The 20,284-nt window shown below is 69.7% G+C and carries 24 protein-coding genes; 5 read left to right on the forward strand and 19 right to left on the reverse strand.

Annotated features, from left to right (window positions below):
• Positions 1 to 9: 9 nt before the first annotated feature.
• Positions 10 to 1,056, reverse strand: coding sequence for a class I SAM-dependent methyltransferase (locus OHA68_RS02205; RefSeq protein ID WP_327106125.1), 1,047 nt, complete (start codon positions 1,054 to 1,056; stop codon positions 10 to 12).
• 179 nt (positions 1,057 to 1,235) lie between these two features.
• On the opposite strand from OHA68_RS02205, the gene OHA68_RS02210 reads away from it, so the two are divergent.
• Positions 1,236 to 2,123, forward strand: coding sequence for a hypothetical protein (locus OHA68_RS02210; protein WP_327106126.1), 888 nt, complete (start codon positions 1,236 to 1,238; stop codon positions 2,121 to 2,123).
• An 18-nt stretch (positions 2,124 to 2,141) separates the two neighbouring features.
• Here OHA68_RS02210 and OHA68_RS02215 read toward each other — a convergent pair whose 3' ends face one another.
• The 14 genes from OHA68_RS02215 to OHA68_RS02280 form a co-directional block, all read right to left on the reverse strand.
• Positions 2,142 to 3,074 carry a 3-hydroxyacyl-CoA dehydrogenase family protein gene (locus OHA68_RS02215; RefSeq protein ID WP_327106127.1) on the reverse strand — a complete coding sequence of 311 codons (933 nt, stop codon included), beginning with the start codon at positions 3,072 to 3,074 and terminating at the stop codon, positions 2,142 to 2,144.
• A 167-nt stretch (positions 3,075 to 3,241) separates the two neighbouring features.
• A complete protein-coding gene (locus OHA68_RS02220) occupies positions 3,242 to 4,261 on the reverse strand; it encodes an FUSC family protein (protein WP_327106128.1) in 1,020 nt (339 codons plus the stop codon).
• Positions 4,201 to 5,142 (reverse strand): urease accessory protein UreD, encoded by a 942-nt coding sequence (locus OHA68_RS02225; RefSeq protein ID WP_327106129.1) that lies wholly within the window; start codon positions 5,140 to 5,142, stop codon positions 4,201 to 4,203. The genes OHA68_RS02220 and OHA68_RS02225 overlap by 61 nt, the downstream gene beginning before the upstream one ends.
• Entirely contained in the window at positions 5,124 to 5,810 is a 687-nt protein-coding gene (gene ureG / locus OHA68_RS02230) for an urease accessory protein UreG (RefSeq protein WP_327106130.1), read from the reverse strand. The genes OHA68_RS02225 and ureG overlap by 19 nt, the downstream gene beginning before the upstream one ends.
• Before the next feature lie 13 nt (positions 5,811 to 5,823).
• Positions 5,824 to 6,495 (reverse strand): urease accessory protein UreF, encoded by a 672-nt coding sequence (locus OHA68_RS02235; protein WP_327106131.1) that lies wholly within the window; start codon positions 6,493 to 6,495, stop codon positions 5,824 to 5,826.
• Positions 6,492 to 8,216 (reverse strand): urease subunit alpha, encoded by a 1,725-nt coding sequence (gene ureC, locus OHA68_RS02240; RefSeq protein ID WP_327106132.1) that lies wholly within the window; start codon positions 8,214 to 8,216, stop codon positions 6,492 to 6,494. The genes OHA68_RS02235 and ureC overlap by 4 nt, the downstream gene beginning before the upstream one ends.
• 5 nt (positions 8,217 to 8,221) lie before the next feature.
• Entirely contained in the window at positions 8,222 to 8,686 is a 465-nt protein-coding gene (locus tag OHA68_RS02245) for an urease subunit beta (protein WP_327106133.1), read from the reverse strand.
• A gap of 33 nt (positions 8,687 to 8,719) precedes the next feature.
• Entirely contained in the window at positions 8,720 to 9,025 is a 306-nt protein-coding gene (locus OHA68_RS02250; RefSeq protein WP_189136849.1) for an urease subunit gamma, read from the reverse strand.
• Positions 9,026 to 9,034: 9 nt separating this feature from the next.
• The gene (locus OHA68_RS02255; RefSeq protein WP_327106134.1) at positions 9,035 to 9,967 is read right to left on the reverse strand and encodes an urea transporter; all 933 of its coding nucleotides are present in this window, start codon (positions 9,965 to 9,967) and stop codon (positions 9,035 to 9,037) included.
• Positions 9,968 to 10,107: 140 nt separating this feature from the next.
• On the reverse strand, positions 10,108 to 10,485 hold the full coding sequence (gene crcB / locus OHA68_RS02260; protein WP_327106135.1) for a fluoride efflux transporter CrcB: 378 nt from the start codon (positions 10,483 to 10,485) through the stop codon (positions 10,108 to 10,110).
• On the reverse strand, positions 10,482 to 10,880 hold the full coding sequence (locus OHA68_RS02265; protein WP_327106136.1) for a fluoride efflux transporter FluC: 399 nt from the start codon (positions 10,878 to 10,880) through the stop codon (positions 10,482 to 10,484). Before OHA68_RS02265 ends, crcB begins: the two co-directional genes overlap by 4 nt.
• The gene (locus OHA68_RS02270; protein ID WP_327106137.1) at positions 10,877 to 12,094 is read right to left on the reverse strand and encodes an ammonium transporter; all 1,218 of its coding nucleotides are present in this window, start codon (positions 12,092 to 12,094) and stop codon (positions 10,877 to 10,879) included. The genes OHA68_RS02265 and OHA68_RS02270 overlap by 4 nt, the downstream gene beginning before the upstream one ends.
• 168 nt (positions 12,095 to 12,262) lie before the next feature.
• The gene (locus OHA68_RS02275) at positions 12,263 to 12,439 is read right to left on the reverse strand and encodes a hypothetical protein (protein ID WP_327106138.1); all 177 of its coding nucleotides are present in this window, start codon (positions 12,437 to 12,439) and stop codon (positions 12,263 to 12,265) included.
• Positions 12,440 to 12,452: 13 nt separating this feature from the next.
• Positions 12,453 to 12,647: a hypothetical protein gene (locus OHA68_RS02280; RefSeq protein WP_327106139.1), complete on the reverse strand. Its 195-nt coding sequence runs from the start codon at positions 12,645 to 12,647 to the stop codon at positions 12,453 to 12,455.
• A 470-nt stretch (positions 12,648 to 13,117) separates the two neighbouring features.
• On the opposite strand from OHA68_RS02280, the gene OHA68_RS02285 reads away from it, so the two are divergent.
• Positions 13,118 to 13,798, forward strand: a complete 681-nt coding sequence (locus OHA68_RS02285) for an SEL1-like repeat protein (RefSeq protein ID WP_327106140.1) — start codon at positions 13,118 to 13,120, stop codon at positions 13,796 to 13,798.
• Positions 13,799 to 13,959: 161 nt separating this feature from the next.
• On the opposite strand, the gene OHA68_RS02290 is transcribed toward OHA68_RS02285, so the two are convergent.
• Together OHA68_RS02290 and OHA68_RS02295 are read right to left on the reverse strand one after the other, a co-directional pair.
• Positions 13,960 to 14,949: an alpha/beta hydrolase gene (locus tag OHA68_RS02290; RefSeq protein ID WP_327106141.1), complete on the reverse strand. Its 990-nt coding sequence runs from the start codon at positions 14,947 to 14,949 to the stop codon at positions 13,960 to 13,962.
• 38 nt (positions 14,950 to 14,987) lie between these two features.
• Positions 14,988 to 15,293, reverse strand: a complete 306-nt coding sequence (locus OHA68_RS02295) for a putative quinol monooxygenase (RefSeq protein ID WP_327106142.1) — start codon at positions 15,291 to 15,293, stop codon at positions 14,988 to 14,990.
• A gap of 156 nt (positions 15,294 to 15,449) precedes the next feature.
• Between OHA68_RS02295 and OHA68_RS02300 the strand changes: the two genes are divergently transcribed.
• Positions 15,450 to 16,352 (forward strand): AraC family transcriptional regulator, encoded by a 903-nt coding sequence (locus OHA68_RS02300; protein ID WP_189136846.1) that lies wholly within the window; start codon positions 15,450 to 15,452, stop codon positions 16,350 to 16,352.
• A 4-nt stretch (positions 16,353 to 16,356) separates the two neighbouring features.
• Here the strand turns inward: OHA68_RS02300 and OHA68_RS02305 are convergent, their stop codons facing one another.
• A complete protein-coding gene (locus tag OHA68_RS02305; protein ID WP_327106143.1) occupies positions 16,357 to 16,734 on the reverse strand; it encodes a MerR family transcriptional regulator in 378 nt (125 codons plus the stop codon).
• Positions 16,735 to 16,850: 116 nt separating this feature from the next.
• On the opposite strand from OHA68_RS02305, the gene OHA68_RS02310 reads away from it, so the two are divergent.
• Complete coding sequence (locus OHA68_RS02310; RefSeq protein ID WP_327106144.1) at positions 16,851 to 17,924, forward strand: alkene reductase; 1,074 nt, start codon at positions 16,851 to 16,853, stop codon at positions 17,922 to 17,924.
• A gap of 45 nt (positions 17,925 to 17,969) precedes the next feature.
• Positions 17,970 to 19,088: a DUF5685 family protein gene (locus OHA68_RS02315; protein WP_327106145.1), complete on the forward strand. Its 1,119-nt coding sequence runs from the start codon at positions 17,970 to 17,972 to the stop codon at positions 19,086 to 19,088.
• 25 nt (positions 19,089 to 19,113) lie between these two features.
• Here the strand turns inward: OHA68_RS02315 and OHA68_RS02320 are convergent, their stop codons facing one another.
• Positions 19,114 to 20,250 carry a toll/interleukin-1 receptor domain-containing protein gene (locus tag OHA68_RS02320; RefSeq protein ID WP_327106146.1) on the reverse strand — a complete coding sequence of 379 codons (1,137 nt, stop codon included), beginning with the start codon at positions 20,248 to 20,250 and terminating at the stop codon, positions 19,114 to 19,116.
• Between the last annotated feature and the right edge of the window lie 34 nt (positions 20,251 to 20,284).

The raw sequence follows: 20,284 nt of genomic DNA on the forward strand, positions 1-20,284 counted from the left end.
TCGACCCGGTCATGGCTGGAGCCGGTAGAAGCGCCAGAAGCCGAAGTCGCTGATCGGCAGGACGTCGACGCCGGTGAATCCGGCCTCCTCGGCGTACCGCCGCAGGGTGCCGGGGCGCATGACGGTGCCGGTGGCGGCCGACGGCTGCTCGCTCATCCCGTCCGGCAGGCAGATGAGCAGGCTGAACCCGTACATCAGCCGCTCCAGCTCGTCCGCGTCCGGGGTGAACGCGTCACCGACGGCCTCGTCCATGACGACGACGGTGCCGCCGGGCACGAGCGCGCGGCGGGCGGCGGCGAGGGTGTCCACCGGGCGTGGCATGTCGTGCACGCACTCGAAGGCGAACACCGCGTCGTACCGGCCTTCGCCGAGCCCGGCCGCGTCGCCGCGCCGGAAGGTGACCCGGTCCCCGAGGCCGGCCGCGTTGCGGCGGGCCAGCTCGACTGAGGGCGCGTCGATGTCCACCCCTTCGACCGTCGCCTCCGGGTACGCCCTGGCCAGCGCGATGGCCGACCAGCCACCGCCGCAGCCGACGTCGGCGATGCGGGCGCCGGGACGGCGCAGCAGCGCGTCCAGGTCCGGGACCCCGGCCAGGGCGTCCGGCAGCGCGTGCTCGAACCAGGGCCGGTTCATGTCGGCCTGCGACTCACGCATGTCCGTCCCGAACGCCGCCCAGCCGACCCCGCCGCCGGTGCGGTAGGCGTTCTCCAGGGCGGGCAGCTGCGTGGCAGCCGCGGCGAGCATGCGGGCCAGCGGCGCGAGGTAGGCCAGGCTGGACCGGTCGGTCAGCACCTCGGCCACGCCCGGCGGCAGCGCGAACCGGCCGTCCGGAGCGACCTCCAGGATCCCGGCCGCGGCCTGCTGCTCCAGCCACTCCCGGGCGTACCGCTCGGCGCCACCGGCTCGTACGGCCAGCTCGGCGGGTCCGGCCGGGCCCTGCTCGGCCAGCGCACGGTACCAGCCGAGCCGATCACCGAGATGGATGGCGAGAATCTCGATGGTGCCGAGCGCCGCCTGGAGCAGGCGATCGGCGAACTCGTCGGTCTTCGTGGTCATGTCCGTCCTCCATTCTTCTGTGGTTCTCAACGAGGATCGGCGCCCACGGGCGAAGCGAAAAGGTCCTTGGACACACACCGATGGCCGCGGTTCACCACCGGGCACGTGGACTCCTCCCCAGCTCAAGCCGGGTCGATGCCCACGTGCCGGATGGCGTCCGTCGGCGTGTAGATCACTTCATGCGCATCGGCAAAGGTTCCACGGGAGCAGGTTCGATGATCACCGCCCATGGACACGTCACGTCGTGTCGAACAGCGCGAGAGCGAAATCACCAGAGGGGGACGTCCATGTCCGATGAGCTGCTCTTTTACCGTGAAGGCGACGGCGGGATATCCACGGCCAGGATCGATGACCAGGGCACCTTCACCAATCTGAAGGACGGGCGGGTCAACGCGGGCTGGACCCGCATCGTGCCCACGAATGGGAGCCTGCTCTTCTACCGCGCGAGCGACGGCGGGATCTCCACGGCCAGAGTCGATGACCAGGGCACCTTCACCAACCTGAAGGACGGACGCGTCAACCCGAACTGGACCCGCATCATCCCCACCAACAAGAACCTGCTCTTCTACCGCGCGAGCGACGGCGGAATCTCCACAGCGAAAATCGACGACCAAGGCACCTTCACCAACCTGAAGGACGGACGCGTCAACGCGGGCTGGACGCACATCGTGCCCACGGATGGGACTCTTCTTTTCTACCGTGAAGGGGATGGCGGGATCTCCACGGCCAGGATCGACGACCAGGGCACCTTCACCAACCTGAAGGACGGGCGGGTCAACGCGGGCTGGACGCACATCATCCCCACGAACGGGAACCTGCTCTTCTACCGCGCGAGCGACGGCGGCATCTCGACAGCCAAAATCGACGACCGGGGCACCTTCACCAACCTGAAGGACGGACGCGTCAGCCCGAACTGGACCAGCATCGTGCCCACCAACAGGAACCTGCTCTTCTACCGCGCGAACGACGGCGGAATCTCCACGGCCACAATCGACGACCAAGGAATCTTCACCAACCTGAAGGACGGACGCGTCAACCCGAACTGGACCCACATCACGCCGGCCTGACACCACCCTGGCCCGTGCTCACCACGTGTAGAAGCCCTGGCCCGTCTTGCGGCCGAGGTGACCGGCCGCGACGAGGTCGCGCAGGATCTGTGGCGGGGCGAATCGGGTGCCGAGCTCGCGTGACAGGTGCTCGGCGATGGCGAGCCGCACGTCGAGGCCGACCACGTCGGTGGTCCGCAGCGGTCCCATCGGGTGGCGGTAGCCGAGGGTCATCGCCGTGTCGATGTCGGCCGCGCCGGCGACGCCCTCTTCGAGCATGCGCATCGCTTCCAGCGCCAGGCAGACGCCGAGGCGGCTGCTCGCGAACCCGGGCGAGTCCGCGACGGTGATCGGCGTCTTGCCGAGCGCCACCGCCCAGTCCCGGGCTCGCGTCACGAGCGCGGGGTCGGTACGGGGCCCGGTGACGATCTCGATGAGCTCGCTCACCGGGACGGGGTTGAAGAAGTGCAGCCCGAGGAAGCGGTCCGGCGAGGCCAGAGCGGCGGCGAGACCGCCGATGGACAGGCTGCTGGTGTTGGAGGCGAGCACCGCGTCCGGCGCCAGCCTCTCGGCCAGGGCCAGCACCTGGGCCTTGAGCACCGCGTCCTCCGGCACCGCCTCGATGACAAGCTCGCACGGCGCCAGGTCGCCGGGATCGGCCGTGACCCGCAGCCGCTCAAGGACGCCCTCGGCCACCCCCCGAGCCTCGGCCAAGCCCTCAGCCTCCCGTGCCTTGCCCAAGCTCTCAGCCTCCCGGGCTTGCGCCAGGCTCTCAGCCTCCTGGGCCTTGGCCAGGCTTTCAGCCCGCCGGGCCTTGGCCAAGCTCGTGGCCACCCGGTCCCGGGCCTGGACGACCGCCTCCGGGCCGTTCTCCACGACGATCACGTGGCTGCCCGAAGCGAGGAACGCGTGCGCGATCCCCGCCCCCATCCGCCCGCCGCCGAAGACGCCGACCGTCCGTGGCAAGGTCATGAGCGCCGCTCCTTCCACCGGTCCAGGAATGCTGTCATACCAGCGTGCGTCTCCTCTGTCCCGTACGAAACCGCTGCCCGTACGAAACCGCCGCTCGTACGAAACCGCTGTCTCGAACAGAACCGCTGTCTCGAACAGAACCGGTCGACCGACCCTGGACGGCCCGGCTACCGGGAGGTTCCCGGGTCGGGCCACAGCCAGCGGGCGGCCAGCAGCGCGACCAGCCCGCCGGCGAGGTTCATGGCCATCCTGGCGAGGGACACGGTCCACGGCTCCGGATGGCTGAAGTCGGCGAGCAGCAGGAACATCATCGGAGTCCAGATCGCCCAGTACGTGTAGTTCGCGCCACGGTAGGTGTGCGCCAGCACGCCGGCGACGCCGACGAACAGGGCGGTCACCGGCGCGGACGGGCGGCCGAGCAGGATGAGCGCGGTCAGCACGCCACCGACCAGGCCGCCCAGCATCCGTTTGGCGTAGCGGGTGCCGGTGGCGTCCGGGGTGGGCTGCAGCGTGCTGAGGATCGCGGTGACCAGCCAATGCCCCTCGGCGACCCGCAGCCCGAGCATGACCGTGACCGACATGGACGCGCCCACCAGCACGCCGAGCCGTGCGGCGTGCCGGGCGCGGATGGTACGGCTCAGCGCGCGCGGCGGGACCGTGGCCGACAGCCGGCCCAGGGCCAGGACGACCAGCGCACCCCACACCGCCCCGGCGAGCTGAGCCAGGCCGGGCACGCCGGTGCCCGGATCCTCCATGATCGCGATGAACAGGGCGGCGAGCGCCCCCGTGATGCCCATGATCGGCCAGGCGACCCCGGCGACGGCCGCCGCCGTCACGCCGACCGCCAGCAGCCAGGGCTGCCCGGCCACGAGCGCGGCGAACACGCCCGCCGCGGTGACCGTCACCGCGCGCACGAGCATGAGCTGGGGCAGCGGGAACGGGGCCGGGACGAGCATGAGCGCGGTGGCCAGCGTCATGGCCGCGCCCAGCTCGGTCCGGTCCAGCGCGGCCCCGACGAGCAGGGGCAGCACGATCGACACGCCGGCCACCGACCCGGCCGTGACGTCCGGCCTGCCCTCAGGCCGCAGCAGCTCCCATGCCGGCCCGGCCCACCGGGCGAGTTTCCTCAGGGCTTGCGCCGGTCGGGAGCCGGGGTGCCGGTGATCGCCCGCCTGGCGATGTCCCACAGCCGTTCCAGGGTCGCGTTGACGTGCGGGGATTCCGGTCCCAGCAGCCTGGCCCAGGCGCCCGCCCGGTTCGGCAGCGTGCTCGCCCCGCCCACGAGCCCGCTGCCCGCCGCCGCCTCGTGCAGCGCGTCGGCCAGCTCGGCGGCGTCCACCGCCGACGTGACCACGTACAGGGTGGACAGCACGCCGTGCGCGCCGAACATGGCCGGCCCGGCGACCGGTGCCCGCCCGGGGACGAGCCTGATCGGGTCGGCGAACAGCAGCTCGCCGCCCGGACCGCACACCTCCAGGTCGTTGCAGTAGGCGGTGTAGGCGTGCCGTTCGCCGTGGGCCAGCCGCCCGGCCAGCAGGGTCTCGCCGAGGATCACGGTGGCGGTGGGGTCGCAGGTCACCCGGGTGCGCTGGTAGAAGCGGGACTCGGCGAACGGGATCACCGGATCCGGCAGATACTCGACGTAGCCGCCCGGCCCCGCCGTGATGGTGACGAGCTGGCTGGCGTAGTCCTGCTCCATCCGGTAGATCTTCGTGGCGGCCTGCGTCGTCAGGTGCACCGACGCGTCCGCGCCGCAGGCGAGGTCGAGCCGGTAGCGGTCCCCCTGCAGCATCCCGCCGCCCGAGGACATGACGATCACATACGGCAGGTCCGGCCGGGCCGGGTCGTAGTAGAGCGGCCGCATGATCTGCAGCGGCGCCTTCTGATAGTGGCCGGTCAGCTCGGTCCGGCCACTACGCCGCTCGAAGGCCAGGTCGAGCACGCCGACCTTGCCCGGACTGCCGACCGGCAGCGTGTCCGGCACCTCGGCGTACCTCGCCACGTCCTCCGGGATCGAGGTGATCGTGTAGTGCCCGGCGGCCAGCCGGTCTACGCGCTCGGCGAGCATGCCGGCCTGCGGCTGGCGATGAAGTCGGCGACCTCCGCCACGCCGGTGCCCTTGAGCGAGTCGGTGAGGATGACCGGGCCCCCGTCGCGGACGCGGTCGGCGTCGCGTGCCATCACCTCCAGGTCGGCGCGGACGTACGGGGCGATGTCGATCTTGTTGATGACGAGCAGGTCGGAGTTCGTGATGCCCGGCCCGCGTTTGCGCGGCATCTTGTCGCCCTCGCCGGTGTCCAGGACGAACACGTACACGTCAGCCAGAACGGGACTGAAGGTGAGCGTGAGGTTGTCGCCGCCGCTCTCGTACAGCAGCGTGTCGATGTCGCCGAAGCGCTTCACCATCTCGGCCCCGGCGGCCAGGTTCATCGTCGGGTCGTCGCGGACGGCGGTGTGCGGGCAGGAGCCGGTCTCCACGCCCACGACGCGCGCCGGGTCCAGCACGCCGTCGAGGGTGCGCTTGATGTGGTCGGCGTCCTCCACGGTGTAGATGTCGTTGGTGATGACGCCCACGCTGTGCCCCCGCTCGATCAGGATGGGGACCAGCGCCTCGATCAGGGCCGTCTTGCCGGAGCCGACGGGCCCGCCGATGCCGACCCGGAGAACGCCGTCCATGTCGTGGTGCGCGTGGTGGCCCATCGGCTGGTCCCTGTGCTCATGCGGGTGGTGGTGCATGGCGTGCTGCCTTTCAGGTGGTGAAGAGGCGGGCCTCCGCCCGCTCGTGGACGGCGCTCATGATGTCCGCGACCGGGGTGGCGGCGTGCAGGTCGAGGGGGCCGCGGGCGGCCAGCGCGTGCGCGGCGGCCCGCCCGATCGCGCCCGCCGCGCCGTACAACGTCGCCTGGGCCTGCCGGAAGTCGAGCCTGCCGAGCCGGACGGCGGCGCTGACCCAGCTCGCGGCGAACGCGTACAGGTCGCCGGTCACCGCGTCGTGCGCCGGCACGCCCAGGCCGGCGTAGGCGGTGCCCAGGACGACGGCGTGGTTGCCCGGCGCGGTCCCGGCCTCGACCAGCTCGGTGAGCCGGGCCAGCTCCGGGGTGGCGAAGACCAGGGTGGCGGTCCGCAGGACCTGGTTGCCGGTCCTGGTGGCGGCGGCGCGGATCTCCCGGCTGAGTTTGATCGCGTGCAGCCGCCGGTCCGCCGCCACCACCGCGTCCCAGTCCCCGGCCGTCACCGCCCGGTGGGTGAGCACCAGGGCGGTGGCGTCGCCTGGCCCGGCGGCGTGCAGCAGCACGTCCTCCAGCAGCTCACCGACGTCCACCGGCCCGGCCTGTGTGTACGCCTCCAGCCCGTGGGAGAGCGTGTAGAGGCCGCCCGGGAAGGCCGAGTCGGTCAGCTGGAGCTGGGCGAGCAGGGTCATGCCAGGAAGAACAGGTGGTTCAGCGGCAGTTCCTGCGCCGGCGCGATGGTGGCGTGCTCGCCGTCCACGGTGACCTTGTACGTCTCCGGATCCACGGTGATCTTGGGCAGCGCCGAGTTGCGAACCATGTGCCGTTTGTCGACCGTACGGGTGTGGCGGACCCTGGCGATCAGCCGTTGCAGGCCGAGCCGTTCCGGCACCCCGGCGGCGATGGCGACGTCCGGCAGGAACGTCACGTTGCTCTTCCGCTGCGCCATCCCCATCGCCCCGAACATCGGCCGGTAGTAGACGGGCTGCGGGGTGGGCAGCGAGGCGTTCGGGTCACCCATCTGCGCCCAGTTGATCAACCCGCCCTTGACCACGAGCGCCGGTTTGGCGGCGAACGAGGTGAACGGCCAGAGCACGATGTCGGCCAGCTTGCCGTCCTCCAGCGAGCCGACCGTCTCGGCGATGCCGGTGGTCCTGGCCGGGTTGATGGTCAGCTTGGCCAGATAGCGCAGCACCCGGGCGTTGTCGTTGCGCTCGGAGTCCTCGGGCAGCCTGCCGCGCTGGTCCTTGCAGTGATGCGCCGTCTGGAAGGCCCGGGTGAAGGTCTCCCCGACCCGGCCCATCGCCTGGGAGTCGGAGGAGAACATGCTGATCACGCCCATGTCCTGCAGAACCGTCTCGGCGGCGATGGTCTCCGCCCGCACCCGGCTGTCGGCGAACGACACGTCCTCGGGAATGTCGTGGCTGAGGTGGTGACAGACCATCACCATGTCGAGCAGCTCGTCGACCGAGTTGATCGTGTACGGCAGCGTCGGGTTCGTCGAGGACGGCAGCGCGTTCGGCTCGCCGGCGATGCGGATCAGGTCGGGCGCGTGCCCGCCGCCCGCGCCCTCGGTGTGGAAGGTGTGGATGGCCCGGCCGTCGATGGCACTGATCGTGTCCTCCAGGTAACCGGCCTCGTTGAGGCTGTCGGAGTGCAGCGCCACCTGGACGTCGTAGGTGTCGGCCACCCGCAGCGCGCAGTCGATCACGGCCGGGGTCGAGCCCCAGTCCTCATGCACCTTCAGCACGCACGCCCCGGCCTCGATCTGCTCGATCAGCGTGCCGGGCCGGCTGGAGTTGCCCTTGGCCATGACGCCGATGTTCACCGGCAGCGCCTCTACGGCCTGCAGCATCCGGCCGATGTTCCACAAGCCCGGCGTGCAGGTCGTGCCGCGGGTGCCGTCGGTGGGGCCGGTGCCGCCGCCGATGAGCGTGGTGATGCCGTTGGTGAGCGCGGCCTCGGCCTGCTGCGGCGAGACGAAGTGGACGTGCGGGTCGATCCCGCCCGGCGTGGCGATCATGTTCTCGCCCGCCAGCACCTCGGTGCCCGCACCGATGATCAGCCGGCGGTCCACGCCGTTCTGGGTGTGCGGGTTGCCGGACTTGCCGATGCCGACGATCTTGCCGTCCTTGATGCCGATGTCGCCCTTGATCACGCCGAGCATCGGGTCGAGCACGACCGCGTTGGTGATCACCAGGTCGAGCGCGATCGTGGCGTTCTGCGAGCCCGGGTCGGCCGACATGCCGTCGCGGACGGTCTTGCCGCCGCCGTAGACGGCCTCGTCCCCGTAGTGGCCGGCCGTGTAGTCCTTCTCGATCTCGATCACCAGGTTGGTGTCGGCCAGGCGGACCCGGTCACCCACCGTGGGACCGAACATGCTCCCGTACTGCTTGCGGCTCATCGTGGCCATCGGTGTCAGCCCTTCTTCTTGCTGGGAGACTTCTTGCCGTCGGCCGGCTTCTTCGCCGCCTTCCCTTCGGCACCCTGCTGGTCGGTCGCCGAGGGCTCGGGCGCATCGGCGTAGCCGAGCTCGGCCAGCCGCCGCAGCGCCCGTGCCCGGGCGTCCCGGGTTCTGATGCCGCCGTCGAGCAGGCCGGCGAAGCCGACGATGCGCATGCCGCCGCCGTACTCGACCAGGTTGACCCGGTGGGTGTCGCCCGGCTCGATGCGGACGGCGGTGCCCGCCGGGATGTCCAGGTGCCTGCCGTACGCCTTCGCGCGGTCGAAGCTGAGTGCCCGATTCGCCTCGAAGAAGTGGAAGTGCGACCCGACCTGGACGGCGCGGTCCCCGGTGTTGCGCACGGTCAGGGTGACCGTGGGCCGGCCGGCGTTGATCTCGATGGGGCCGTCGGCGTAGACGACCCTGTCCGTGTCCGTCATGACGAACCGGTCCTTTCTCGTCTGGCGGCGGTGTCAGCCGCCGATGGGGTCGTGGCAGGAAACGAGCTTGGAACCGTCCTTGAACGACGCCTCGACCTGCATCAACTTGAGCATTTCGCGCACGCCCGGCATGACGTCGTCGGCGCCGAGGACCTGCTTGCCGAGCTCCATGCACTCGGCGACGGTCCTGCCGTCACGGGCCGCCTCCAGGACGGCGGCGCTGATCAGGGCCACCGCCTCGCTGTAGTTCAGCTTGAGACCGCGGTCCCGCCGCTTGGTCGCCAGGTCGGCGACCACGTAGATCATCAGCTTGTCGATCTCACGAGGGGCGAGGTTCATCAGCTCTCCTTAGGTAGTACTGCGCCGCAGGCCGGAGAACGCCGGCACCGCCGCCAGGAAGATCCAGGTGACTATGACGAAGGGCCAGGTCAGCGTGTGGCCGCCGACGGGCTCGAACAGGTCGCCGACGAACGCCGTCAGCACGGTCGCCGACACCACGCCGGCGAGCGCGTACAGGATGCCCAGCGGGGTCAGGGCGAGGAACGTGCCACACAGGGCGATGCCGGTCAGCACCGCGTTGTAGCCGTACAGCCCCGCGCCGACGTCGGCGGCGGGCGCGCCCAGCAGCAGTGCCACCACGATGCCGACGGCGCTGGAGACGAGCGCGGCCACCCCCACGAGCCATCCGCCGAACAGCAGTCCGATCAGGAAGATCAGGCCGACGTACCACTTGCTCTGGAAGAACACCTGGCCGATGCCGTTGAACAGGCCCTGCCAGAGGTCGGTGAACGTGACCTCCCGGCCGGGGTAGGCGGCCGACGGCGGCGCCGCCAGGCTGCGCCCGCGCCAGACCCGCTCGAACGCCGGGCCGCCGATCAGCATGACGGTGGTGATCGCGCAGAACGGCGCGGTGAACGTCGGCAGCTGGTGCGGGGTGAGCAGCGCGGCGAGCGCCGACGTCAGCACGCTGCCCATGATCGAGCCGACGATCACCAGCAGTACCGTCACCCAGCGGACGTCGAAGTACAGCACCAGCGCGACACCGATCAGCGTCCCGTTGAATCCTTCGAGCCCGGCGGTCACCCGGTCGGTGGCCACACCGAGGAGCACGGCGGTGAGCGTGGCCACGGCGGCGCCGAGCAGGCCGAAAACCCCGAACTGCCAGCCGCCGACGAACAGCGCGACGACGAAGCAGAGCGCTGTCCGGTAATCGGCCTGAAAATCGACCTGACCGACACCACGAAGAATCGCGAGCGGCAGATCGGAAGCTTTGACGCGCATGTCCGCCCGCTCCTCCGATGACCCAATGCATCGCAACATGCCCCAGCGAATATCCACTCAAGCGCACATGCCATTTAGCGGAACAACCATTGCAAATACCCCCCAAACCTGGAGAGCCCTTAAGGAGGATTTCGCGGCGATCAGTCCGCAATTGCGGCGCCGAGCAGGAAACAGAGGCTGACGGCCGCGAGACCCAGCACGAGGTTCACGGCGATGTTGGTCAGCGCCTTGCCGGTCGATCCGGCCACGAGCAGCTTGTACGTGTCGGTGCTGAACGTGCTGAAGGTGGTGAGCGCCCCGCAGAAGCCGGTGCCGACCAGCGACAGCACGGTAGGCGGCAGCGCCCCGCGCGACCACGCCCCCATCACGAGGCCGAGCACCGCCGAGCCGAGGACGTTGACGGTCAACGTCCCCCACGGCAGCGCCGAGCCGTACCGACCGGTGACGAAGGAGTCGATCAGGTAGCGGGCCGGCGCGCCGATCAGGCCGCCGACGAACACCACGAGAGCGAGGATCATCGCCGCTCTCCCCCCAGCTTGATACCGGCCCAGACGGCCAGCAGGCCCAGGAGGACGCTGAGCACGAGGTAGACGGCGGCCCAGCCGGGCGCGCCGCCCACGGTCAGCTCGCGGACCCCGTCGACGAGGTGGGAGAACGTGGTGAAGCCGCCCAGGAAGCCGGTGCCGAGCAGCATCTTCACGGGCCGGCGGTGCAGCGGGTGGCGGGTCAGCTCGGCGGTGAGCAGTCCCATCAGCAGGCAGCCCACGGTGTTGACGATCAGCGTCGGCCAGGGCAGCGGGTGGGAGGCGCCCAGCAGCGTCTGGGTGAGCAGGTGCCGGGCGACCGCGCCGAACCCGCCGCCGATCGCGACGAACAGCAGGGCGCGGGCCGGATGCGGGGCTTCGGCCATCATGCCTCCGAGCCGAACTGCTCGTCGGAGCCCGCGAGCTGCTCCTCCTCGGTCTCTCGCATCCGGAGCAGCCGGTCCACGACCTTGCCGATCAGGTACGTGACGACGAAGGAGTAGACGGCCACCACCAGGACCGCGACGATCTGCTTGCCCAGCAGCGCGATCGACCCCCCGTACAGCAGGCCCTTGGTCGTACTGGCGGTGACGCCGGTGGCGAACAGGCCGATGAGGACGGTGCCGACGACGCCGCCCGCGCCGTGCACGCCGACCACGTCGAGCGTGTCGTCGTAGCCGAGGACGAGCTTCCAGGTGACGGCGAACGACACCACGACGGCGGCGACGACGCCGATGACGAGCGCGCCCTCAACGTTGACGTAGGCGCAGGAGGGGGTGATGGCGACCAGTCCGGCGAGCGCGCCGGTGGCGGAGCCGAGCCGGGTGAAGTGCCGGTACCGGAACCATTCGATGATCAGCCAGGTGAGCATGCCGACGGCGCCGGCGATCATGGTGTTGAGGAAGGCGTTGACGGCGACGCGGCCGTCGGTCATGGCCGAGCCCGCGTTGAAGCCGAACCAGCCGAACCAGAGCAGACCCAGGCCGATCATGACGAAGGGGATGTTGCTCGGCTGCGGCGGCTCCTTCCTGCGGAACCTGACGCTGGGGCCGAGCGCGACGGCGAGGGCGAGGCCGGCCATGCCGGAGTTCAGCTCTACGACCAGGCCGCCGGCGAAGTCCAGCACCCCCCACTTGCTGATCCACCCAGCCGGGTCGAACACCCAGTGCGCGATGGGGAAGTACACCAGCGTCACCCAGATGACGGAGAACACCATCCACGGCGCGATCCGGGTGCGGCCCGCGACCGAGCCGCTGATCAGCGCCACCGTGATGATCGCGAAGGTGAGCTGGAAGAGCGCGAAGGCGTAGGTGGGCACCTGACCGTGCAGCATGCTGGGCGTGATGTCGGAGAAGCGCAGGTCACCGAAGCCGATCAGCCCCACGCCCCCCACGTCCGGCCCGAAGACCAGGCCGTAGCCGTAGGCGAACCACACGACCGTCACCAGCGAGATCGAGACGAAGCTCATGAAGAGCATGCTCAGCACGTTCTGCGCGCGGACCATGCCGCCATAGAAGAAGGCCAGCCCGGGCGTCATGAGCAGCACCATGGCGGTGCTCACGAGTACCCAGGCGGAGTCTCCGGTGTTCAGACCTGGCGGCATCGCTCGACCTCATTCCTGTTCCCTCCCAGAGATGATCGGCGGCGGCTGAATCAAAACGGATAATGGGTCACCTTTTGCCCGGTAAATAGGGAACTCAGGCCTTGCGCCAAGCCTCGGGCTTTTCGCCGGGAATTTGAGTGTGTCCGGCGTTTGCGAAGATCGATCGGGCTATGTCTCGCGCCTGTTCAGCAGTTTGGGCAGGGTCGCCAGCGTCGCCCCGCCCGCACCGCCGCCGCCGAGCAGGGCGCCCGGCCATTCCGCGCCGGTGGCCAGGACGAGCGCGCAGGTGATCGCGGCGATCATGATCGTCACGGTGAGCGTGAGCAACTGGCGCGTGGTGAACATCGGTCCTCATTCCTCAGATGCGGTCGTCGGCCCAGAAGTCGATGAGCTCTTCGGGAGTCAGCTCGTCAGGGCGCCCGGCGGGCGGCGTGCGTCCTGTCGCGAGCACCCAGGTCGTCAAGAGCGTGACCAGCAGGTGCTCGTCTGCCGGGCAGGGAGCGTCGGCGCAGTACGCGATGCTTGACGGGCGAGCCGTGAATGACAACGGCATGGGGCTATGGCCTCCCAGGGAGCAGCGACGAATGCGCCCAGCATGCGACTGCGTGGAGGTGACCGGCCAGCGATCCAAACGTGCTCGGACGGAGCCGGACAAGACCGAACTCGAACCACCGGGTCGTAAACTTCCGCGATCTTCCGACATCATCCGGATTTATCCGGAATCATCCGGTGGTAGATCCACAAATGGGGACAAAAGCCCAGCAAGCCCCTCGAATCAGGTACGCGGCGGCTCGTGAGACTGATGGGCTAAAGATCATCCCATGTGACCAAAGCGACCGGATGAGATGGAATCTGGGAAGTGCCCTGGATTGCGAGACTATTTCTGAAAATATGGCGCCACCAGTTGGTTCTCCGACTCCCTCAAGGACAATGACTCATACTCTCCGGGCAGGATCGCATTCCGCCTTCATAGCTGCGCTCATAGAGCTGCGAGAATCGGCCGGCCAGCCGAGCTATTCCCAGATGCAACGACTGTCGCGTGCGCCGGACATCCCCAAGGAGCTGCCTGGGAGCACGCTCAACGACATCCTCAACGGCAAGCGGGAACGCCTGCCCGACTGGGAGCTGGTCGCCTCCTTCGTGATGGTCTGCCGTAGCCACGCCGAGCGAACCGGCCTGCCCACGGGCCCCCTCGGCACCGTGGAGCAGTGGCAGGTCCACTGGCGCGCCGCCAGGACAGAGCGGTCCCGGCCGCCCGCCACCGGGTCGTACGATCTCTTCCGGACGCCCGCCGACGAGGCCGAGCGGCGCACCACGAGAACGGTCGCGCGCCTGGTCCGCCGGGCGGGCGACGGCGATGCCGAGCCCGCCTACCGCCTGGCGATCATCCACGTGCTGACCGGCGAGTCCGCGCAGGCCCGCTACTGGATCCACGCGGCGATCCAGCAACGCCATCCCGACGCGCGGACCTTCGCTGACCATCCGCGCCCGACCGAGTTCGCCGCGCAGCTGTCCTTCAGCTACGGCCAGGCTTACGAGCAGGAGGGGCCCGCCAAGCGCGACATCGCCAGGTTCTACTACCGGCTCGCCGCCGACCACGGCCACCCACGCGCCGCCGAACGCCTCCGGGCGCTGCGCGCCGTACCGTTCGGCAAGCTGCTCCCCGCGCCCGTCGCCACCGAAGCAGAGAGCCGGCCGCCCTGACGACCGAGCAGGGAGCACGCAAACCGAGGACCGCTCCCCGTGCGCGTCAGCCCGGTGGAGTCTCAGGGGTACACGCGGAGCGGCCCCGCACCCAGGTGGAGGGCGCGGGGCAGGGCTCGGCGGCGCCGCAGCTCCCGTGGTCGGGCGCGATCAAGCCATGTCTATGAGGTGAGTGTCGGCGCCTGGGCGAGAGAAGCCCGGCCCAGGACGCGGCCGAGCCAGTCGCTGCGCGTCCGGCGCGCCGCGGCCGAGAGCCGCACCTGCGGGAAGAGCGCGTCGAATCCGTGGAAACCGCCCGCCCAGATGTGCAGTTCGGCCTGGCCGCCGGCCGCCCAGATCCGGGTGGCGTACTCGACGTCCTCGTCACGGAACACCTCGGCGGTGCCGGCGTCGATGTAGGTGACCGGCAGACCCGACAGGTCGTCGGCCACCGCGGGCGAGACGTACCCGGACACGTCCTGGCCGGCGAGGTCGCCGAGGACCGCCCGCCATCCGAACGCGTTCATCTCCCCGGTCCAGGTGCCGGGCCCCTCGGCGTACTGCCTGCTGGAGGTAGTGCCGTTGCGGTGGTCGAGCATGGGACAGATCAGCACCTGAGCGGCGACGGCCGGACCCCCGAGGTCACGTGCCATCAGTACGGTCCCGGCCGCGAGGCCGCCGCCGGCGCTCGTACCGGCGACGACGATACGGGCGGGGTCGATGCCCAGCTCACCGGCGTGCTCGGCGACCCAGCTCAGCCCCTGGTAGCAGTCCTCGACCAACGTCGTCCCGCTGACCTCCGGCGCCAGCCGGTAATCCACGGAGATGACGACGGCGCCGAACTCGGCGAGCCACTCCAGCGGGATGTCGATCTGCGAGAACCGATCCCCCATGATCATGCCGCCGCCGTGGATCCAGTAGACGCACGGCGCCGCCGTGGTCTGATCGGTCCCGGCGGGACTGAAGATCGACAGCGGGATCCGCACGCCGTCCGAGCCGGGCACGCTGACCTCGCGCCGGTCCACCGCCAGCCCTTCGAGAAAGGTCTCGACCGGCGGCGACGGATACTGGCGCAGCTGGGCGAGCACCTCGGAGCTGAGCGGCGGCATGGACGGCAGTTGGGCGAGCGCGACCTGCAGCTCGGGGTCGAAGTCGGGGCGAGCGAGCGTCATGAGAGGGGTCCTTCCTAAGGTGTTGATGCCGGGTGGTCTTAGAAGGCGGCCTTACCGCCGACCGGCACCTCGTCGACGTACTCGGACTCGCCGACGAGCAGCGTCCCGAGCTTCGCGACCAGCTCCTGCGCCTCCTCGGTCTTGAAGAACCGGCCGTGGGCCTCCTCGCTGCTCCAGCCCTCGGTGACGTACACGATGTCCTGGTTACTGGCCGAGCGGCTGACCAGGAAGACGACGCAGTCCTCGTTCGCCAGGGACGGCGCGTTCAGCAGGAACTCGACCACCTCGTCGGCCTTTCCGGGCCGCGCGGTCAGGGTGGCGTGGAAACCGTGCTCGACGCTCATGGGGGACTCCTTCGATCGTGGAGCCGCTGTGTGCTCCTGGGATGTCGATGAGTCAATGTAAACAGCCCGACCTGCGCAAACGTTAGAACGATGCCGTCAGCTTCTTGCCTGATCCTCTCATTGCCGAGAGAATCAGGTACGTGCTTCAATCAAGGCATGAACCTTGACGAGCTACGCGCCCTGCTCGCGCGCCATGCCCGGCCCGACATGACCACCGCAGTCGAGGGCGTCCTGGTCTCGAAGGCCGAGCACGCGGACCCGCCGTCCCCCTCGATGTCGGGCACGGTGCTGGCGCTCATCGCGCAGGGCGCGAAACGGATCGCGCTGGGCGACCGCGTGTACGAGTACCGCGCCGGCCAATACCTGCTGGCCTCGGTCGACATGCCGATCACCGGCCACTTCACCGAGGCGAGCCCCGACCGGCCGGCCCTCGGCTTCGGCCTGGTCCTGCACCCGACCACCGTCGCCGAGCTGCTGCTGCAGGCGGCCCCCGGAGACCTGCCACCCGACAGCGGCACACCGTCCGGGATGGCCGTCAGCGACGCGCCCGACGAGCTCGTCGACGCGGTGATCAGGCTGCTGCGCCTGCTGGACCGGCCACGCGACCTGGCGGTCCTCGCCCCGCTGCTCAAGCGGGAGATCCTGTGGCGGCTCATCACCGGCGAGCAGGGCGCCGTCGTCCGTCAGCTCGGCCTCGCCGACAGCAGTCTCGCCCACGTCGCGCGGGCGGTCCGGTGGATCCGCGACCACTACGCGCAGCCCTTCCGGGTCGAGGACGTGGCGCGGCTGTCCGGCATGAGCGTGTCCGCCTTCTACCGCAACTTCCAGGCGGTCACCGCGATGAGCCCCATCCAGTTCCAGAAGCAGATCCGGCTGCAGGAGGCCCGGCTCCTGCTCGCCACCCACCCCAACGACGTCACCACCGTCGGCCATCGCGTCGGCTACGACAGCCCGTCACAGTTCAGCCGTGAATATCGCCGCCAGTTCGGCGCGCCGCCCAGCCAGGACGCCGCCCGCCTGCGCGGCTCGGCGCCCGGCGCCTCCCCCGCCCTGGCGTGAGACCTCAGTGGCTGTGGGCCATCTGGAGACTCTCCCGATGCGCCCGGTTGATGACCATGAGTTCGTCGAGCGTGTCCCGGGTGCGGATGAGGTCGGCGATGTGCGCGGACAGCCGGTCACGTTCCAGCTCCATGCGCTCCATCGCGGCGTCGGAATTCTCCGCGCTGGGCGAATGGACACAGGGCAGCAACTCGGCGATGGTACGGCTGGACAGACCGGCGGCGTACAGGCGCTGGATGAGCGCGACCCGGTCGATCTCGCCGGTGGTGTAGTGCCGCTGCCCGCTGGCGCTGCGGGTGCTGGCGAGCAGCCCCTGCTCCTCGTAGTAACGCAGGGACCGGACGCTGACCCCGGTACGTGACGCCAACTCCCCGATGCGCACGCCGTCCTCCCGACTGTGACCCGTGCCACACATGGTTGCCTCTGACATGGATGTGAGGTTCTAGCTTAGCCGCAGCGGGCCGGATCGGGCGCCGCGGAACGCGAAGGAGCCTTGCGATGACCACCCTTTTCGACAGCTACCGGCTCGGTGACCTGGTCCTGCCCAACCGGGTGGTGATGGCCCCGATGACCCGGGTCCGGGCCGCCGCCGGAGGCCTGGCGACACCGTCCATGGCCACCTATTACGCCCAGCGGGCGACGGCCGGCCTGATCGTGACGGAGGGCGTGCAACCGAGCTTGATCGGACAGTCCAACCCGGGCACGCCGGGCCTGTACACCGACGAGCAGGTCGCCGCGTGGCGCCCCCTGACCGCCGCCGTGCACGCCAACGGCGGCCGCATCTTCGCCCAGCTCATGCACGGCGGACGGGTCTCGCATCCCGACACCACCGGCATGCGGCCGGTGGGCCCGTCGGCCGTGCCCGCCGTCGGCGAGGTGTTCACCCCGACCGGCCCCCGGCCCGCGCCGACCCCGCGCGCCCTGGACACCGACGAGGTGCCCGAGCAGGCCCGGTCGTACGCCGAGGCCGCCCGCCGGGCCGTCGACGCCGGCTTCGACGGCGTGGAACTGCACGGCGCCAACGGCTACCTGATCTCGCAGTTCCTCTCCTCCAACGCCAACCTGCGCACGGACCGGTACGGCGGCCCGGTGGCCAACCGGATCCGGTTCGCCGTCGAAGCGGTGTCCGCCACCGTCGACACCGTCGGGGCGGCCAGGACCGGCATCCGCCTCTCCCCGGGCGGGACGTTCTGGGGCGTCGCCGAGCGCGAGGTCCCCGAGCTCTACACCGCGCTGCTGTACGAGCTGGCCCGCCTCCAGGTGGCCTACGTCCATCTCGAAGCCACCATCGACGAGGAGGTGCTGGTCGCCCTGCGCCGTGCGTGGCCGGGCACCCTCATCATGAACCCGGTGATGCCGATGGGCCCCAAGCAGACGGGCCGGTCCGACGCCGATCACTGGCTTGACCGGGGCGCGGACCTCATCAGCTTCGGCCGCGCCTTCATCGCCAACCCCGACCTCGTCGAGCGGCTGCGCACCACGCTCCCGATCACACCCGTCGACGATGCCACCTACTACCAGGGCGGTGACGCGGGCTATCTGACTTACCCGACGTACCAGCACACGGCCTGATCGCGGGTGCTACGGTTTCCCCCGAATACACGCACGGGGGAACATATGTTTGGCATCGTCCGGCCATGTCAGCACGGCATGTGCAAAGGGCTCTACGCGGACTGGATGGGCCACCTGTGCGGGCTCTGCCTGGCGCTCCGCGACGAGCACGGCCACCTGTCCCGCCTGGTGACCAACTACGACGGCCTGCTCGTGTCCGTTCTCACCGAAGCTCAGTCGCCCGCCGCCGCGCCCCGCCGGCGAGCGGGCGCGTGCGCGCTGCGCGGCTTCAAGGGCGCGCACGTGGTGGAGGCCGAAGGGGTACGGCTGGCGGCCTCGGTGTCGCTCCTCCTGGCGGCCGGCAAGGTGCGCGACCACGTGGCGGACGGGGACGGCGCCTACGCCCGCCGCCCGGTGGCCGCCGGCGCCACCCGCCTGGCCGACCGCTGGTCCTCGGCCGGCGCCGCCACGGCCGGCACGCTCGGCTTCGACGTCACCCCGCTGACGGCGGCGGCCGGCCGCCAGGCCCTCCTGGAACGTACGGGGAGCGCCGGGTTACGGGAGCTGACCGCGCCCACCGAGGACGCCGTGGCCGCCGCGTTCGCGCACACCGCGACCCTCACCGGCAAGCCGCACAACCAGGAGGCCCTGGAGGCGGCCGGGCGCCGGTTCGGCAGGCTGGCCCACCTGATCGACGCGGTGGAGGACCTGGCCGACGACCGCGCGGACGGATCGTACAACCCGCTGGCCGCCACCGGCACCGGCCTGGACGAGGCGCGCCGCCACTGCGACACCGCACACGCGGAGCTGCGCGCCGCCGTGGACGAACTGGACCTGCCCCGCCCCGCCCTGACCCGCGCCCTGCTGGTACGAGAGACCGGCAACGCCGTTTCCCGAGCCTTCGCCGCCGCATCCCCCGGCCCCGGCCACCCACCCGGTTCCCCGGACGCCCCACCGGGACACCGTCCGCCGAAGCGGGACCCCGGCGGCCTGCTGTCGTTCGCCTGCGCCGCACTGACCTGCTGCACGTGCGGCCTGTACCGTCCCGGCTGGGACGAGGACCACCAGAGCTCCTGTTGCCAGCGCTTCGACTGCTCCGGCTGGGATAGCTGCGGCAACTGCTGCCAGTGCTGCTCCTGCGACGGCGACTGCTGCTGCGACGGCTGCGACTGCAACTGCAACTGACCGTCCGGCGACTACCGGCCCTGGATCATCTCGTCACCTCGTCGATGATGCCCCGGTTGTCCTCCATGATGTCCCTGTCCTCGAACTGCAAGGGACTGCGCCGCCCGGTGTTGAAGTCGTTGAGCAGGTCCACGACTATTTCGGCGAGCACCGGGTGCGTCTCCTGAGGAAAGACCGCCCGGCGTTCGCTGTCGATGCAGACGACACCAGGAATCCCGGCGCCGAGCGAAGGAAATACGAGCCGCTCGATCGGCACCGAGACGCTGCTGGCGATATGAAAAATGATGTTCGAAACCTTGTCGCGGGTGAAACCGTGCTGGACGGCTTCTGCTATGTAGGCTTCGGGATCCGCCGCGTATTCCGCTTGGTAGTCCACGTGGTGAAGCCGGCGCTTGTTCCATGCGCTGGCGGCGGGGTTCAGATGCCGTTGCCGACCAGGGTCGAGAGTGAAGCGGTGTTTGCAGTGCCCGACGACCGACGTATCCGAGACGTACAACTGCAGTCGCAGGCATTTGTACTGCTCGTGGACCGTGAACAACAGGACGCGGACGGCCGGCACATGGCGGTACGGCGAATCGTCGAGAAGGCGATAAGCGGTAAGGAGGACGTTTTTCACCGCATTATGGATGTTCGAGCAGAGCTGTGCGGCAAGTCGAAGATCGCCCTCACGTAGTGTCGTCCGCGCGAGTTCATGCTCCAGCTCGTCATGCCTCGTTATCGTCACCGGAGGATGCGCTGCTCTGATCGCTCGCACCAAGGCGCGCAGCGAGTCGGCCATAAGATCGGGCCGGGAGAAGTCGATGGCGAGCTTCCGAGCCAGATAGGCAGGCAGTTCGGTGTCGTCCAGCTTGACCGGGATGACCCGCGGGCCACGGTGCTTCTCTTCCAGCTGTAATGCCTGCACGAGCTCCTCGGCGACCCATCGTGATTGCACGGAATGCCGTGAGACAACGGCGAGGACACATGAGCTGGCCGGGATCTGTTTCGATATTTTATCCTGAATGAAGTCACCCGCACGCATTTCGTGCAGGTCGATCCACACCTCGATCTCATGCGAACGCAGCAGCTCCACAAGAATCAGCAGAAAAGGTTTGTCCTGCGAGCTGTGGCAGATGAAGACACTGCGCGGCGGAGGAGCCTGAGCCGAGGAGGATTGATCCATGCGACCACCTGGAAGGGCTTGCCGGGTCTCTCCG

This window comes from Nonomuraea glycinis (assembly GCF_035920485.1).
Taxonomy (GTDB): Bacteria; Actinomycetota; Actinomycetes; order Streptosporangiales; family Streptosporangiaceae; genus Nonomuraea; species Nonomuraea glycinis.